Below are 16,136 nucleotides of genomic sequence, written 5' to 3'. Positions count from 1 at the left end.
GTAAACAAGTGGACGGACTTCGCCCCGGAGGGTGTGATGGGGAGCCCGTTGTACTGCCGAACACGTTCCGGTGCCGAGGACGTCGGTGTCGAACACGCTCCGGGGCCGAAGTCGCTCCGGATGGGGGGAGAGGGTCGATGACCAGCGCGAAGATGCATGCCGACGAGGTCGATATCGACGCGTCGCTGGTCGGCCGGCTGGTCGCCGCGCAGTTCCCGCAGTGGGCGGATCTCCCCGTCACCAAGGTCCGTTCCGCCGGCACCGACAACGCGATGTACCGGCTGGGCGACGACATGGCCGTGCGCCTGCCGCTCACCCCTGGCGCCGCCCGCGGGGTCGACAAGGAGCAGCGGTGGCTGCCGCGGCTCGCACCGTTGCTCCCGCTCGCCGTACCGATGCCGCTCGGCAAGGGCGTTCCCGGCGAGGGGTACGACTTGCCGTGGTCGGTCTACCGCTGGCTCGACGGCGAGAACGTCTTCGACGAGCCCCTCACCGATCTGCGCGCGGCGGCCGTTGAGCTGGGCCGCTTCGTCGTGGCCCTGCGGCAGGTCGACGCGACGGCCGGACCGCCGTCCTTTCGTGGCGGGCCGCTGCGTACCCGCGATGACGATGTCCGCGTCGCGATCCGGGACTTGGACGCGGACGGCACGCTGGACGGAGCAGCCGCGACGGCGGCGTGGGAAGCGGCGTTGCGGGTTCCGGCGTGGCACGGCGCGCCCGTCTGGGTCCACAGCGACCTCCTGCCGGGAAACCTGCTGGCCCGGGACGGCCGGCTCAGCGCTGTCATCGACTTCGGAGGGCTGGGCGTCGGCGACCCTGCCTGCGACATGATGGCCGCCTGGGCGGTGCTGTCCGCCGAGACCCGCGATCTGTTCCGCGCGGCGGCCGGCGCCGACGATGCGACATGGGCCCGGGGGCGCGGCTGGGCGCTGTGCTTCGGGCTCACCGCACTGCATTACTACCGCGTCACCAACCCCGTCCTCGCCGACGTCGGCCGACGCACGATATGCGAAGCCCTTGCCGATTGCCGGGGTACCACCACCTGAACCTGGAGCCCGGCCCGACCCGCGTGGCCGCGCCCGCCCCGCCCGTGTGGGCCGGTACGCGACCGAAGGCTCCTCCTGGCCCTCTTCGGGCGTATACCGCTCCACCGCCTCCGGATCGAGGGCAGCCGGGCTCCGGCCGAAGCGCTGCTCGCCTGGCCATCCCTGGATTGACCCTGCCTAACGACCTTGCTGCGTAAGGAAGTTAGGGAGTTAGGGAAGTCGGGCCGTGCATCGGTACGTCAGTCGCTGAAGTCCCGGAATACGCCGTCGGCGTCGGTGGCGTCGGCGAACTCGAAGAAGTACATGTTCCCGATGGACAGGTTGGCCTCCACCGAGTAGAGGGCGGCGGCGGTGACGCGGAACGTCCGTCCGTGGTCGTCTCGCAGGCCGATCGCCAGGACCGGCCATTCCGGGGAGGCCAGGGTGGTCTCGTCCACGACGAACAGGCAGCGCTGTTTGCCGGCCGCCTCCTCGGTGAGAAGTTCCAGCAACTGAGCTGCCGTCAGGTTGGCGAAGGCGGGGTTGTCGATGAACTCGACATCGGCGGTGTAGCCCTCTTCTCCGGGGGCGGTGATTGCCGCGCCGGCGGCTTCCCATGCCTGCTGGTTGCGGAAGTCGGTGCGTATGACGGGTGGGGCGTCGGTGGTGGGGAGCATGAGCTGGGGCATGGCGCGCCGCCGTCCTTGTGGGGTGTGGTCGGCCGGATACTCTACTGCCCTTCTACGAAGGGGAGTTGGGGAGGGCCGGCCACACGGCGACGCCCCGGGCGCGGTTACCTCGCGGGCGCGTCACCCGCATAGCGGCCGAAGAAGTGCGAGAACCTCTCCAGCGGATCGCCGTCCAGGCTCCACGGCCAGGGCGTTGCCAAACCCTTGGTGGCGCGGAGTACGGTCGCGGCCTCGGCCATCCGCGTGGATTTGAGCAGTGCGTAGGCCAGTACGTTGAGATCGGCCAGTGCTGCCGCATGGCGGAGGAAACCTGGGCTCGGCCAGTAGTGGGCTGCCTGGTCGAGTGCCTTGGCGGCGTCGGGGCGGCGCCAGATTTCGCCCGCGCTGAGGGCGGTCAGGCCGCCGGTGGCCACGGCCCGCTGGTGGTTGTGGAGGTGGGCGGTGAGCTCCAGCCCGGCGGCGGGGGCATCGAGCGGCATATCGGAGCGCATGCCGTCGAGCAGGTCGAGTATCAGGGAGGTGGAGCCGCACTCGTCCGGCGACAGATAGCCCAGAGCCTGGAGGTGAGCTTCGCGGTTCCACGGGTCGCGCGCCTTGATCTCGCGCCAGATGGGCGACAGATCCCGGGAGGGGCGTCGCTCCATGCGGAGCGTGGCGAGGTACAGGGTCCACGGGGTGGGGTCGGCGGGGAGCAGGCCGGCGGCGAGTTGGCAGGTCTCGCGGGTGCCTGCCAGGTCGATGGGAGAGCCTTGCCCGGCCTGGATCAGTTCCGACCAGGCGTGGAGGAGGAGTGCGCCGGGGTCCTGCGGGCTGTTCCGGCGCCAGATGCCGGGCATCGCCCGCCCCGCGGCCGCGGCGAGGACTCCCACGCGATGGGCCCTGCGGTCCCAGTCGTGGCCGGCGTCGTCGATCACGTTCGCCACCAGGGCGAGGACCGAGGTGTCGAGCTGGCCGCGGGACCAGCAGTTCTCCAGGCGCTGCCGGGCCTGGCCCAGGGCGATGTCGTCGAGCTCGGGGAGCAGGCGGGGAAGGCTGCCTTTGCGGCGTCTGAAGGCGGGCATGGCTTCGGAGGCCTTCCGGGGTGAAGTTCGGGGTGGGACGGGGCCGTGCAGCGTCGTGCGGGCGGCGGTGTCTTTGGGACACCGCCGCCCGCACGTAGGGAATGTACGCTCGCGCGCTCCGTCAGTGGGAGCTGACGGCTGCCTTCTTGTCGGCGTTGCCGGCGAGGCGGTCGCGGACGAGGGAGACCGCGACCACGATCACGGCGAGGAGCACCGACAGCAGGACCTGGATCCGGCCGCCGCCGTCGCTGTCGTCGGTGAGCATGTAGACCAGCACGAACGAGATCATCGCGATCGTCGCCCAGGTCAGGTAGGGGAACAGCCACATCCGGACGACCAGCTTGTCCGGGTTCTCGCGCAGGATGATGCCGCGCATCCGCAGCTGGGAGAAGCAGATGACCAGCCAGACGAAGAGCGCGACCGCGCCCGAGGAGTTCAGCAGGAACTGGAAGACGGTGTCCGGCCACACGTAGTTGAAGCCGACCGCGATGAAGCCGAAGAGGACGGAGGCCAGGATCGCGGCCTGCGGGACGCCTCGCGTGTTCGTCCGGGCGAAGGCCTTCGGGGCGTCGCCGCGCTGGCCGAGGGAGAAGGCCATACGGGAGGCGGTGTAGAGACCGGAGTTGAGGCAGGAGAGCACCGCGGTCAGCACGATGACGTTCATGATCTGGCCGGCGTGCGGGATACCGATGGAGTCGAGGGCCGCGACGTACGAGCCCTTCTTGGCGATCGAGGGGTCGTTCCACGGCAGCAGGGAGACGACCACGAGGATCGAGCCGAGGTAGAAGATGCCGACTCGCCAGATGACGCTCTTGGTGGCCTTGGTGACCGCGCGCTCCGGGTCCTCGGACTCACCGGCGGCGAGGGTGACGATCTCACTGCCCATGAAGGAGAAGACGACCATCAGGACGCCGGTGAGGATCGCGCTGGGCCCGTGCGGCAGGAAGCCGCCATGTGCGGTGAGGTTGCTGAAACCGGTTGCCGCGTTGTCGGAGCCGGGCAGCACACCGAAGATCGCCAGGCCGCCGAGGACGATGAAGGCCGCGATGGCGACGACCTTGATGCCCGCGAACCAGAACTCGAACTCACCGAACGAGGCGACCGAGGCGAGGTTGGTGGCGGTGAGGACGATCATCACGATCAGTGCCCAGGCCCACTGCGGGACGGCCGGGACCCAGCTGGTGAGGATCGCGGCGCCTGCTGTCGCCTCCACCGCGAGCACGACGACCCAGAAGAACCAGTACAGCCAGCCGATGGAGAAGCCGGCCCAGCGGCCGAGCGCCCGGTCCGCGTAGGCGGAGAACGAGCCGGAGGTCGGGTTGGCGGCCGCCATCTCGCCGAGCATCCGCATCACGAAGACGACCAGCGCGCCGACCAGGGCGTACGACAGCAGGATGCCGGGGCCGGCCGCGGTGATGCCGGAGGCGGAGCCCACGAACAGACCGGCGCCGATGACCCCACCGACGGCGATCATGGACAGATGGCGGTTCTTGAGGCCGGACTGCAGCCCTGACTGCCGCGGAGCCTGACCGCTCCCGGGGGGAGCGGGAGGAGCGGCCACGGGGCTGGGGGGAGGTGTAGTCATCTCGACATCCGTTGCGGTTTAGAGGGGTCATGCACGGGGTGACTGCTGGGATCGCCTCGGTGGTGGACGCACGACAGGGCCGGGTACTGACAGGTTGGCGATCATGGCCCTGACGAATTTCGAAGTGGCGACACAGGGGACGCAGCCTTCGGATGCCTGCGCGGGTGGGGGAGCGCCTATTGCGCCTCCGCGCTCTTGCTCGCCCTCCTTGTGGGAGGTGAGTCGCATCACGCCCGGATTGGATTTGCGTAAGCGTATGTGGAGGTACGAGGCGGCGTATTTGTGAGGTCCGACAAATTCGCCCTCAATAGCTGTACGAGCGGCCAATGCACATCCCCGGAAAATGGGCTCGCGCCCGGGGAGGGCGGGTGACCGGGTGCGGAAAACCGGGTGGACGATCGGGCAATGACCGGGCCGTGAGGGGGTGGGAATCCTGCTGACCGCACCCGTTCCGCTCCGCTCCGGAGCGGTTGCTGGTACGGGCGGACAACGTGACCCGGGAACCCTTGGCGTCCCGGACAGATGTCCCGGACGGCCCGCGCTCTAGCGTGAGTTCGGCCATTCCGCCGGCCGACGAGCAAGGGGACTCCATGGCCACCCTGCCCTCCGTACCGAACGTACCGACCGGGCCCAACATACCGACCGGATCGAACGTACCGACCGGGCCGAATGTACCGTCCCGGCTCACAGATCCGCACCGACCCCCTATGCCACCAGCGGTGTGCGACGGGAGGGGGACGGGGGACGGAATGCCGGGTGAAGGGGAGGACGCATCCGCGGAGGCCGGGCCGGCGACTGATTCCGAAGGGATCGTGGTGATCGGCGGTACGACGCTGGCACGCCGGGTCTGCGCCTCGCTGGGCGAGAGCGGGCATCCGGTCGACCATCTCGCCGCACCGGACGATCAGGAGCTTCGGCGGGCGCTCGCCGTGCGGCCGGCCGGCGTCGCCGTCCTGGTGGGCGACGACCTGTCCGCGCTGCGCTATGCGCTCGCGGTACGGCATGTCTGCGAAACGGTCCGGATCGTCGTCACGGTGTTCGACCGCACCGTGGCGCAGCAGCTCCAGTCGCTGCTGCGGCGTTGTGTGACGGTCTCACCCGCCGATCTGCTGGCGCCGACGCTGGCCGGCCTGTGTGTGGACCCTGATGCGCTGGCTGTGTGGAGTGACGGGCGGGGCGCGGTGGCGGTCCGCCGGGAGGCGGAACCCCACGAGGAACGGCTGTCGCCAGAGGAACGGTTGCCCCAAGAGGAGCGGTTGTCCCAAGAGGAGCGGTTGTCCCAAGGGGAGGGGCTGTCCCAAGGGGAACGGCTGGTGGAGACGGTGTGGCGGGCTAGCCCGGCGGCGCGCCGGCGGGCGGTGCTCGGGCGGCTGCGCGGACAGTTGCAGCCCCATGACGCGGACGCCCGTCTGCTGCTCATCGGGCTGCTGGGCATCGTGACCGTACTGGCCCTGGACTGGCTGTGGTTGGTCAGCGTCTTCCACAAGCCGGTCAGCACCGCGTTCCTGGAAGCCGCCCGGGTCGTCGCCGGGGTCGGGCCGGCCGTGCCGCACGACGGCCACCCCGGGTACGAGGTGGTGTCCGGGGTGGCGATGCTGGTGACGGTGGGCTTCACCGCACTGCTGACCGCGGGCATCGTCGACCGGCTGATCGGCCCGCGCCTGGTGGGTGTCCTGGGGCCGCGGGTGCTGCCCCGCTCCGGTCACGTGATCGTGGTCGGGCTGGGCCAGGTCGGACTGCGGCTGTGCCAGACGCTGCGGCAGCTGGGGGTCCCGGTCGTCGGGGTCGAGCGGGAACCGGCCGCACCTAATCTCCGGCTCGCGCGGTCGATGGGGATACCTGTGGTGCTGGCGCACGGTGAGGACCGGGCGGTGCTCGCGCGGCTGGGGCTGGGGCGCGCCCGCGCGCTCGCCGCGGTCGGCTCCCACGAGCTGGACAATATTGCCGTCGCGGTCGCCGCCCATGGGGTCGCGCCGGACATCCGGGTGGTGCTGCGGGCCGGCGAGGACGAGGCGATCGCCGAAACCCGGTCGCTGCTGCCGCTCGGGCTGACGCGCGACATCACCAGGACGAGCGCGGCGTTTGTGACCGCCCATCTGACCGCTCACCTGACCGCCGGCCCGGCCGGCGCGGGCGCGTTGCCGCGTCGCGTCGTGGCCGATGCCGACCGCGACTATGTCGACCTGCCCGGTCGCGGCCTGGTGGGGTGGCCCGTCCCGGCCGGGGACGACTGTGGCCATGTTGCCGGTGGGCCGGGCGAGCCCCGGGGGTGCGGGGGGTGCGGTGCGGCCGCCGGGGACGCCGTACGGACTTAGCCCGCGACGCCGTACGGAGCCGTACAGAGCCGTACGGAGTGGAGACAGGCCGTGACGGCGTACGGGAGCGAGGCCACGACGCCGCACGGGACAAAGCCTCCGGCCCGCCCCACCCCTCCCGCCCACGGCCTCACGCCGCCAGGCCCTCGGTACCCCCCTCGGACGGCATGCTCTGCTCGGTCCAGATGATCTTGCCGGTCGATGTGTAGCGGGTGCCCCACCGCCGGGTGAGCTGCGCGACGATGAACAGTCCGCGGCCGCCCTCGTCGGTGGTCCGGGCGTGGCGCAGGCGGGGTGAGGTGCTGCTGGCGTCGGAGACCTCGCAGATCAGGGCGTCCTGCCGGATCAGACGCAGGGTGATCGGTCCGGTGCCGTGGCGGATGGCGTTGGTGACCAGTTCGCTGACGATCAGCTCGGTGGTGAACAGCAGACCGTCCATGTCCCACTCCGACAGCTGCCGGCCGGCGAGGGTACGGGCGCTGCCCACGACGGCCGGGTCGGAGCGCAGGTCCCAGGAGGCGACCTGGTGGGTGCTCAGGGCGCGGGTCCGGGCGAGAAGCAGGGCGGCGTCGTCGGACGGCGGTCCGGACAGCAGCGCCTTGACGACATTTCCGCCGATGTCCTTCAGCGCCGGTTCGGGCACCGCGAGGGCGCGGCTCAGCCGGGACAGGCCGATGCCGATGTCCCGGTCGCGGGTCGCGATGAGTCCGTTGGTGTAGAGCGCGATCAGGCTGCCCTCGGCCAGCTCCAGCTCGACGGATTCGAAGGGCAGGGCCCCGAGGCCGAGCGGGGGCCCGGCAGGCAGGTCGGGGAAGTCGACGGAGCCGTCGGGGCCGACGATGGCGGGCGGCAGGTGACTGGCGCGCGCCATGCTGCACCGTCTGCTGACCGGGTCGTACACCGCGTACAGACAGGTCGCTCCCATGAACGTGGCGGCCACGCTCGCGTTCTCGGTGTCCGCGGCCGGGTCGGTGCCGTACGTCTTGACCAGGCCGATGACCAGGTCGTCCAAGCGGGCCAGCAGTTCATCGGGCGGCAGATCGAGGTTGGCCAGGGTGCGTACGGCCGTGCGCAGCCGCCCCATGGTGGCCGCGGCGTTGATGCCGTGTCCGACCACATCCCCGACGACCAGGGCGACCCGCGCCCCGGACAGCGGGATCACATCGAACCAGTCGCCGCCCACTCCGCTCGGGGCGTCCGCCGGGAAGTACCACGAGGCCACTTCCAGGGCGGATCCGCCGGTCAGCTCGTGCGGCAGCAGGTTCTGCTGCATCATCCGGGCCGCGGTGCGCTCGCGGGTGAAGCGGCGCGCGTTGTCGACACACACCGCGGCACGGGCGACCAGCTCCTCCGCGAGCCGTACATCGTCCGCCACGAACGGCCCGAGGCGGCGGGTCCGGAAGAACGTCGCCGCGCCGAGGGTGACGCCACGGGCCTGCACCGGCGCCACCATCACCGAGCGGAACCCGAACTCGCGGATGACCGCGGCCCGTACCGGGTCCTGGGTGACCCAGGCGCTGGTGGCGAAGTCCAGGGCCGGTTCCACCAGGGATTCGCCCGTGAGCAGACAGCGGGCGATGGGCGACGAGGGGGAGCGCTGTACGGCTTCGCCCACGGCCAGGCCCGCTTCCGGGCAGCCTTCATGGACCGACTGCTGCCCGCTGCGACGCATGGTGGGTGTGCTGTCGACCGGTCCGGGAACCGGCTCCCCGCCTCTGAGGACGGAGTCCAGCAGATCGACGGCGACGAAGTCGGCGAGCGCCGGCACCGCGACATCGGCCAGTTCCTGTGCGGTCCGGGTGACATCCAGCGTGCTGCCGATACGGGCGCTGGCGTCGTTCAGCAGGGCCAGGCGCTCCTGGGCCCGCCAGCGCTCGGTGACGTCGATGACCATGTACCAGAGGCCGATGCGCCCGCCCTGGGGGTCCGTCAGGCCGAAGAAGGAGGCCGAGTAGGCGCGCTCCTGGCTGGGGTCCGCGTAGGTGGGGCTGCGGAATTCGTAGTCCATCACCGGCGATCCGGTCCGCAGGACCCGCTGCATCCGCTCCTCGAACGCCTCCGCCTCCAGCTGCGGCAGTACGTCCCTGACCTGCCTGCCCAGCCGTCGCTCCAGGGGGATCAGGCGCTCCAGTACGTCGTTCACCCAGACGTACCGCAGATCGTTGTCCAGCACGGCCATGCCGACCGGCGCATGCGCCAGAAACGGTTCGAGCATCAGCTGGTTCACACCGCCGCCGGGCAGCCGCCACTCCTCAAGGGCGAGCACCGACCAGCGCTCCTGGCCGGCTCCGTCGAGAACCGGCGTGACCTGCACGGCCAGCTGCAGCTCCCGGCCGTCCCGGTGGCGCGCCGCCACCGATCCGCCCCAGCCGTCGCCCGCCCGGCACCACTGGGCGACGGCGGCCACCCGCGCCCTGTCACCGGGCAGCGCCAGCAGGTCCGCCGCGGGACGGTTCAGGATCTCCTCGGCCGGATAGCCGAGCAGCCGCTCCGCCGCCCGGGTCCATGCGATGACCCGCCCCCGTGCGTCCAGTTCGGCCGTGGCGGCCTTCGCAATGTCGCAGGCGTGGCCCGACCCCTCCGGCAGGTCGTTCTCCGAGGTCATCATCGCCAGCCCGTCACCTCAATGGTGCGTATCACTCAGTTTAGGAGAATTACGAACAAAGGGCGGGGTGCGTGGGGCGGGCAAAAAAGCAGGAGCTTCGGCTTCACAGACGGGCCGCGAGCGGGCGCGAGTGGCCGGCGCAGCCGCCGCGGCTCAGGTGGCGGGCGGCAGTCGCAGCTGGAGCATGGCCAGCAGCCGCTGATCGGGACGGCTCAGATCGAGACCGGTCAACTCCTCGGCCCGGCGGATCCGGTAGCGCAGCGTATTGGGGTGTACGTGCAGCTCGGTGGCGGCAGCCCGTACGTCGCCGAAGGCATTCAGATAGGCGAGGACGGACTCGGCCAACTGCCCCTGGCTGCGGCTGTCGTGCCTGACCAGGGCGGTCAGCCGGGGGTCGCGCATGTCCGGGTGCGCGGACAGCAGCGCCAGCACCTCGCTCACGAGCACCTCCGCCTGGATGTCCGGCAGCGCGGCGACCGTGGTGGCGACGCCGACGCTCATCATGGCGTCGAGGATCCGGTCCGCCTCCCGGCGCGACTCCGGGACCTCGCCGAGCCCCGGCACGATGCAGCCGATGGAACCGCGCAGCGACAGCCCCAGGTGGCGCCGCGCGGCGTCGGTGATCTCCTGCCCCCAGGCGCGCAGCGTGCCGATGTCGATGCTGCGCGGCAGCTGTGGCAGCAGCACGTAGATACGCGAATCGACCTGGGTGACCAGGGCGCTGCGGTGCCGGGCCGCGGTGTTCACCGAGATCAGATTGCTGACCTCGGCGCGGGTCAGCTCCGGGGGAGTGGCGTCGGCGGCCCCGTACGAGAAGCCCAGGACGGCGGCCGGGCGGGCCGCGTCCAGCGCCAGGTGGCTCGCCAGCGGCTGAGGTCCGGTGCTGCCCTCCAGGAGGCCGGCCGCCAGCGTGCGGGTCAGCGTCAGATCCGCGGAGAGCTCCCGGCGACGGCGTACCAAGTGGAGCGCGGCGACCCGGGCGGCGCCGAGCAGCGCCTGGTCCGAGCGCTCGGTCAGCGGCGACGATCCCTCCTGCACCCAGACGGTGCCCAGCTGCCGGTCCCCGGACCGGATGGCCACCGCGAGCCGGCGGCGGATGCCCAGCTCGGGGTGGCTGTCGATGTTGATCACGTCGTCGGAGGTGCGCAGCCGCTGGAACACGCCCCATTCGCGCAGCCTCGCCAGATACGGCTCCGGGCCCTGCCAGCCCAGGATCGACAGCCGCCGCAGATCGTCGACCTCGTCATGGTCGGCGGAGCGGGAGTAGGCCAGCACCCGGTTGGCGGTGTCCTCGATGCTGACGATGCCGCCGGTGAGAATGGCGGTGGTCTGGGCGAGCGAGAAGAGATCACCCTCCTCGACCCCCTCGCCGGGGCGGCCCGGCGGCGCGCTCTCCAGGGCCGCCCGGGCCAGCGCGTCCACCTGCTCCCAGCGCGCTTCGCTCCGTACGGAGAGCAGGGCGACGCCCGCCTCGACGGCGGTCTCGCTGAGCGCCGCGGCCTGCGCCGGAGTGTCCAGTTTGACCGCGACGGCGGCGGCCCCGTCGCGCCCGCCGGCCCGTAGCGCGGGGAACGCGGCGCGACCGCGGGCGCCTATGGCGAGCACCAGCGCACCGGGGTGGGCCATCGGCGGATCCTCGGGGTCCAGCAGTGCGACGCTGCGGATCTCCACGTCCAGCCCGCCGGGCGCCGCCTGGAGCTCCACCAGGGGCTCGCCCAGCGACATCAGCAACTGGCGCAGGCTGATGCCGGTGCTGGGGGGTGCTGCCGCGGCGGCTGGATCCATGATCGGCGCCTCTGCTGGGGTCGGGTGGCCTGGCTCATAGGGGTGCCGGCCCTCTCGCAGGCACTTCCGAGCACGTCATGCCGAGCGTCCGATCGGCCCACGGCTGAGCGGCCGCGCGCGTATGAGCCACGCCAACAGTACTGATGCTAACGGCCGGGGCAACCTTGATCGCCCCGGGCTGTGGGGTGCCGCGGTGCGGGGTCGGTGCCCAAGCGGTGAAGCCCCCTTGCCGGAGCGGGCGATCATGTCGGCATATTTCGTCTACAGTGCTGTAGTCGGTTGGTTGCGCTGTGGACACCTGGGTGGGTGACCGCGTGCCGTATCCGCGCCGCCGGCCGCTGCCAGGGCGCGGCCCGTTCGCGCGTGGGACCACACGGAGGGCGACGCGTCGGTGACCACCGCTTCATGCCACCAGGGCAGGGGACAGTGCTTACTGGTCCTGGCGCAACGGCATCTGACCTGGGTGATGCCGGTCGCCTACGGCGCCGCGGCGCTGCTGCCGCAAGCCGGCCAGTGGGCACGGCGGATGCCCTGCGCCGCGCTGTGGCTGCCGGGCGGCGGCCAGGCGGTCCTGACGGTGCAGACCCTGCTGCTGGCCTACGTACTGTTCGTCGCGGCACTTCAGGTGCGCGTCCGGGATCTGACGGTGCTGCTGCGCCGCCCCGCGTTACTGATGGCCGGAACCGCGGCCAACACCGCCGTTCCGCTGCTGATCCTGCTCCTCCTGGCCGGGACCTTCCTTCTCCTCCCGGATGCCGACGGCGGGAGCGGCCTGCTCACCGGGCTCGCGCTGATCGCGGCGATGCCGGTGGCCGGCGGAGCCACCGTCTGGGGCAGCCGGGCCGGCGGCAATCAGACCCTGGTCGTGGGGCTGGTGATGTCCTCCACCCTGCTCAGCCCGCTCACCATTCCGCTCACCCTGGCCGGTGCCGCCGCGGTGACCAGCGGCACCTACTCACTGGCGCTCGCCCGCATGGCGCATCTCGCGGGCGGGGCGCTCGCCGCGGCCGGAGTGGTGGCGCCGTGCCTCATGGGCCTGGCCGTACGCGGCGCCCTGCCGGAAGGCCTGATCGTCCGGGCCCTTCCCTGGCTGAAGCTGCTGGCGCTGGCCGCCGCCCTCGCCCTCACCTACCTCAACGCCTGCGGCGCCTTCACCGATCTGATCGCCCGCCCCAGGCCGGCGCTGCTGGCCCTCGCCACCGTGGCGGCAGCCGCCATGTGCGCGGCATCCTTCGTTCTCGGCTGGTGCCTGGCGCGCATGTTGGGGGCCGCGCACGCGGACACCATCGCCCTCACCTTCACCTCGGGCATGAACAACAGCAGCGCGAGCGCGGTCCTCGCGACCACGAGATTCCCGGGTCACCCGCATGTCCTGCTGCCGATCCTGGCGTACAGCGTGCTGCAGAAACTGCTGGCCGGGCTCGCGGACAACGCCCTGGCCGGGCGGCGGCCCGCGGACGGCGAGGGGGCGGCGGTCGGCCCGTACCTCGGCCGTGGAACCGTTCCTCCCCTCGATCGTCTACAGTGATGTAGACCATCTGGCGCTGTAGACGCCCGGGCGCGCGGGGTGCATGCCGGCCCTTACGGATCCCGGCCCTTACGGGAGGGAATTCCCACCGCCCCCGGTCCATCTGGGATCATCACCGACGGCGTCGACGGCCGGCTCGCCGCTGTCGCAGGCCCGGCCGCTGGACCGAACGCCCACCGCACCGCGGCGCACCCGCGCCCACCGTCCGCACCATCCCGAGAAATGGATCCCATGAGCGCGATCAGCATCGGCCAAGCCGTCATCCTCGGAGCCGTCGAGGGGGTGACGGAGTTCCTTCCCGTCTCCTCCACCGGTCACCTCAAGATCGCTGAAGGCCTGATGGGGATCCCCGTCGACGAAAAGTCCGTGGTCGGCTTCTCCGCCGTCATCCAGGTCGGAGCGATCGCCGCGGCGCTCGTCTACTTCTTCAAGGACATCATGCGGATCATGGGAGCGTGGTTCCGCGGACTGGGCAACCGCGAGGAGCGCTACCACCACGACTACAAGTTCGCCTGGTGGGTGATCTACGCCACCATCCCGATCGTCGTCGTCGGCCTGGCCGCCAAGCCCTTGATCGAAGGCCCGCTCGCCTCCCTGTGGGTGGTGGCCGGCTCACTGATCGTCGGCAGCGGTGTGATGTGGGCGGCGGACCAGATGGGCCGCCACAAGCGTGGTGAGGACGACACCTCGCTCAAGGACGCCATGTGGGTCGGCTGCTCGCAGATCCTCGCCCTCCTCTTCCCCGGCTTCTCCCGCTCCGGCGCGACCATGTCCACCGCCCTCATCCTCGACCTGGAGCGCGTCGCGGCCACCCGTCTGTCCTTCTTCCTCGGCATCCCGGCGCTCACCGGCGCGGGTATCTACGAGCTGAAGGACGCGATCGGCTCCGGCGCCTCCGCCGTACCGCTCGTCATCGGCACCGTCGTCTCCTTCGCGGTCGCCTACGCCTCGATCTCCTGGCTGCTGAAGTTCGTCGCCAAGCACTCCTTCAACTCCTTCGTCATCTACCGCATCCTCGTCGGCGCCCTCCTGTTCGGCCTGTTGGGCATGGGCGTCCTCAGCTGACGACCACAGAAGGGGCCCCGGCGGGGCGCCGACGGTCAGCCGTCGGCCCGCCGGGGCCCTGGCTGTGTGGGTCTCCGGCGACCAGCGCTGTCCGGCGGGGTGCGGAGCTGCCGCCGTGCCGGGCCGTGGTGTGGCCTTGTTGGTGATATGGGTGCCTGAGGAGCGGACCCGCTCGGTGCGGGGCGCGGCGCCCAGGAGGTGGCCTTGTCGGAACGGGATGGCGCGGATGCGGATCGGGATGCCGAGCATGCGCGCGTACTGGCCCGTCTGCGTGTGGTGGAGGAAGCCGCCGAGCGGATCGGTACGACCCTGGACGAGCGGACCACCTGCGCCGAGTTGTCCCGGTTCGCGTGTCAGCACGTGTGTGACGCCGCCGCGGTGGATCTGCTGGTCGAAGACGCTGCGGGGGCGCGGCCCCGATCCCGGCCGGAGTTCCGGCGGGTGGCGACGGCGGGCCTGGTGAGGGTGCTGGAGGCGCGGTTCCCGGAGGAGGAGGGGACGGGCCGGCGGGACGGAGGGTCACCCGCGGTACGGGCACTGGACGAGGGGCATCCGATCACCTCGGCGACGGTCCTGCCGGGCGGGCTCTCCGCCGAGGCCGTGTCGGTGCCGCTGCTCGCGCAGGGCCGCCGCTACGGCGTGCTGCTCGCCCTCCGCGCCGGCGGCAGATTCACCGAGGACGAGACCGCCACGGTGCACCACGCGGCACGTCTGGCCGCGCCCCATCTCGTTCATGCCCGCCGGCATGCCGCGGTGCAGCGCACGGCGATGGACCTACAGCGGGCGCTGCTGGCCGAGCCGGGCCGGCCGCACCCCAACCTGGAGCTCGCCACCCGCTATCTGCCGTCCGGCGGCAGCGCGTTGGTCGGAGGGGACTGGTTCGAGACGGTCCGGCTCCACTACGGCCGCACGCTGCTGGTCATGGGCGATGTCATGGGCCATGGGCTCGACGCGGCGGTCGATATGAATGCGTACCGTTCCAACCTCCGGTACGTGGCCTCGACGGATCTGCCGCCCCATCGCGTACTGCGGCAACTCGACGCCGCCGTGGCCGAGGACGAGACCCGCCGGCCGGCGACCTGTCTGCTGGCCCGGGTGGATCCGGCGCGCGGTATCGCCGCGTTCGCCAGCGCGGGACATCTCCCGCCGGCGGTCGTCGGCAAGGACGGCACCGCCGAACTGGTGCAGGTGCCGGTCGGCCCGCCCTTGGGCACGGGGGTGGGCGGATATGAACTCGTCACGCGCTCCCTCACCCCCGAGGAGACGTTGCTGATGTTCACGGACGGCCTCGTCGAGCGGCGTGGGGAAGACATCGATGTCTCCCTGTCCCGGCTGGGCGGGATGCGGCTTCCCGCCGGGGCCGGGGTGGAGGGGGTGCTCGACGAGGTCCTGGAACGCCTCGACGGCTATCACGCCGAGGATGATGTCGCCGTCCTGGCGGCACGGATGCGGCACCATCCGGGGCCGGGGGCGGGGCCGGCCAAGCCTGTTGTGGTGTGAGGGAGGGGCGTCCCGGGCGTGGGACATCCCGGCGGGACGGAACCGGGAGTCGGCGGGACGGATTCAGGAGTCGGTTGAACGGTCCCGGGGCGCGGTCCGTACATAGGGGTAAGCCGCGGGATTTTCCCCGATTCCCGGGCCCGGCCCCGGCTTTCCTGTGGCCCCGGGCCGTACGGCCGCTCCGCCCACGCACCCCCTGGCGCGGCGGAGCGGCCGTCCTCCGTACCTCTCCTTCCGGCACCGGCCGGGCCCAGGTGCCCGACGCGTGGGAACCAATTGCCGGTGCCGGCCGACTGACTGGACCGGGTTCTGGAAGTTGGCCGGAGTTGCCGGGAGGGTGTTGTGCGGGCGAGCAGTGGCGGGGATGTGGGGGTCGGCGGTGAGCCGGCGGACGGCGGCGCGCGGGCGTCCGGCGCGGGCGGGTGGGCGCTGACGGCGTTGCTGACGTCGGCGATGGCGTTCTCGATGCTGCAGCTGTTCGTGATCGGGGCGTTCGGGCCGCGGCTCGTCGGCGAAGGGACGATCTCCGGCACGGTGCTGGGGCTGACCACCACCGCGGGCTTCGGGGCGGCGGCGCTGCTGTCGCCGATGGCGGGGCGGCTGGTGGACCGGGTGGGGCCGCGGCGCTGCCTGGTGGCGCTGTTGCTGCTCACCGCCGCGGCGCTGACGTTGATAGGTCTCGCCCCGGGGACGGTGCTGCTGCTGGCCGCGGTGGCGCTCGGCGGGCTGCCGCAGGCGCTCGCCAACCCGGCGACCAACAAGGTCATCCTGGCTGCCGTTCCCGCGGAGCGGCGCGCCGGAGTCACCGGCCTCAAGCAGTCGGGGGTGCAATTCGGGGCCTTCGCCGCGGGGTTGCCGCTGTCGCTGCTCGCGGCCGGTGTCGGCTGGCGGGGCGCTGTCTGGGCGGCGGCCGGCGCTTCGGCGCTGGCGGCCCTGTGGGCGGCCCGCACCCTGCCGCCCGATCCGCCGCGCCCCGCC

General features: G+C 71.7%; 11 protein-coding genes. 6 read left to right on the top strand and 5 right to left on the bottom strand.

The window, feature by feature from the left end; genetic code table 11:
• Positions 1 to 137 precede the first annotated feature (137 nt).
• Positions 138 to 1,046, top strand: a complete 909-nt coding sequence (locus DY245_RS01245) for an aminoglycoside phosphotransferase family protein (RefSeq protein ID WP_128502490.1) — start codon at positions 138 to 140, stop codon at positions 1,044 to 1,046.
• Positions 1,047 to 1,285: 239 nt separating this feature from the next.
• Here the strand turns inward: DY245_RS01245 and DY245_RS01240 are convergent, their stop codons facing one another.
• The 3 genes from DY245_RS01240 to DY245_RS01230 form a co-directional block, all read right to left on the bottom strand.
• Positions 1,286 to 1,714, bottom strand: coding sequence for a DUF6924 domain-containing protein (locus DY245_RS01240; RefSeq protein WP_128502488.1), 429 nt, complete (start codon positions 1,712 to 1,714; stop codon positions 1,286 to 1,288).
• A gap of 104 nt (positions 1,715 to 1,818) precedes the next feature.
• Positions 1,819 to 2,775 (bottom strand): hypothetical protein, encoded by a 957-nt coding sequence (locus tag DY245_RS01235; protein WP_128502487.1) that lies wholly within the window; start codon positions 2,773 to 2,775, stop codon positions 1,819 to 1,821.
• 121 nt (positions 2,776 to 2,896) lie between these two features.
• A complete protein-coding gene (locus DY245_RS01230; RefSeq protein ID WP_128502486.1) occupies positions 2,897 to 4,360 on the bottom strand; it encodes an amino acid permease in 1,464 nt (487 codons plus the stop codon).
• A gap of 749 nt (positions 4,361 to 5,109) precedes the next feature.
• Between DY245_RS01230 and DY245_RS45645 the strand changes: the two genes are divergently transcribed.
• A complete protein-coding gene (locus DY245_RS45645; protein ID WP_244942754.1) occupies positions 5,110 to 6,675 on the top strand; it encodes an NAD(P)-binding protein in 1,566 nt (521 codons plus the stop codon).
• 130 nt (positions 6,676 to 6,805) lie between these two features.
• Here DY245_RS45645 and DY245_RS01215 read toward each other — a convergent pair whose 3' ends face one another.
• Both DY245_RS01215 and DY245_RS01210 read right to left on the bottom strand, forming a co-directional pair.
• The gene (locus tag DY245_RS01215) at positions 6,806 to 9,283 is read right to left on the bottom strand and encodes a SpoIIE family protein phosphatase (protein ID WP_425329332.1); all 2,478 of its coding nucleotides are present in this window, start codon (positions 9,281 to 9,283) and stop codon (positions 6,806 to 6,808) included.
• A gap of 150 nt (positions 9,284 to 9,433) precedes the next feature.
• Positions 9,434 to 11,065 (bottom strand): PucR family transcriptional regulator, encoded by a 1,632-nt coding sequence (locus DY245_RS01210; RefSeq protein WP_181923462.1) that lies wholly within the window; start codon positions 11,063 to 11,065, stop codon positions 9,434 to 9,436.
• Positions 11,066 to 11,456: 391 nt separating this feature from the next.
• Here DY245_RS01210 and DY245_RS01205 point away from each other — a divergent pair, with 391 nt between their 5' ends.
• From DY245_RS01205 to DY245_RS01190, 4 genes are all read left to right on the top strand, one after another.
• Entirely contained in the window at positions 11,457 to 12,593 is a 1,137-nt protein-coding gene (locus tag DY245_RS01205) for a sodium-dependent transporter (RefSeq protein WP_128502485.1), read from the top strand.
• A gap of 231 nt (positions 12,594 to 12,824) precedes the next feature.
• The gene (locus DY245_RS01200; protein ID WP_128502483.1) at positions 12,825 to 13,658 is read left to right on the top strand and encodes an undecaprenyl-diphosphate phosphatase; all 834 of its coding nucleotides are present in this window, start codon (positions 12,825 to 12,827) and stop codon (positions 13,656 to 13,658) included.
• A gap of 204 nt (positions 13,659 to 13,862) precedes the next feature.
• A complete protein-coding gene (locus DY245_RS01195) occupies positions 13,863 to 15,158 on the top strand; it encodes a PP2C family protein-serine/threonine phosphatase (protein ID WP_128502481.1) in 1,296 nt (431 codons plus the stop codon).
• Between the two features lie 453 nt (positions 15,159 to 15,611).
• The coding region (locus DY245_RS01190) for an MFS transporter (protein WP_147318319.1) at positions 15,612 to 16,136 on the top strand (525 nt) is incomplete at its 3' end.

It is taken from the genome of Streptomyces inhibens, assembly GCF_003389455.1.
Classification (GTDB): Bacteria; Actinomycetota; Actinomycetes; order Streptomycetales; family Streptomycetaceae; genus Streptomyces; species Streptomyces inhibens.
Note: the sequence above shows the minus strand (reverse complement) of the source record. Positions and strands in the feature narration are given on the sequence as shown.

Excerpts from the sequence above, each read along its gene's own strand:
- DY245_RS01245 (WP_128502490.1), top strand. The coding sequence starts at position 138 with ATGACCAGCGCGAAGATGCATGCCGACGAGGTCGATATCGACGCGTCG.
- DY245_RS01230 (WP_128502486.1), bottom strand. The coding sequence starts at position 4,360 with ATGACTACACCTCCCCCCAGCCCCGTGGCCGCTCCTCCCGCTCCCCCC.
- DY245_RS01210 (WP_181923462.1), bottom strand. The coding sequence starts at position 11,065 with ATGGATCCAGCCGCCGCGGCAGCACCCCCCAGCACCGGCATCAGCCTG.
- DY245_RS45645 (WP_244942754.1), top strand. The coding sequence starts at position 5,110 with ATGCCGGGTGAAGGGGAGGACGCATCCGCGGAGGCCGGGCCGGCGACT.
- DY245_RS01215 (WP_425329332.1), bottom strand. The coding sequence starts at position 9,283 with ATGATGACCTCGGAGAACGACCTGCCGGAGGGGTCGGGCCACGCCTGC.
- DY245_RS01240 (WP_128502488.1), bottom strand. The coding sequence starts at position 1,714 with ATGCCCCAGCTCATGCTCCCCACCACCGACGCCCCACCCGTCATACGC.
- DY245_RS01200 (WP_128502483.1), top strand. The coding sequence starts at position 12,825 with ATGAGCGCGATCAGCATCGGCCAAGCCGTCATCCTCGGAGCCGTCGAG.
- DY245_RS01235 (WP_128502487.1), bottom strand. The coding sequence starts at position 2,775 with ATGCCCGCCTTCAGACGCCGCAAAGGCAGCCTTCCCCGCCTGCTCCCC.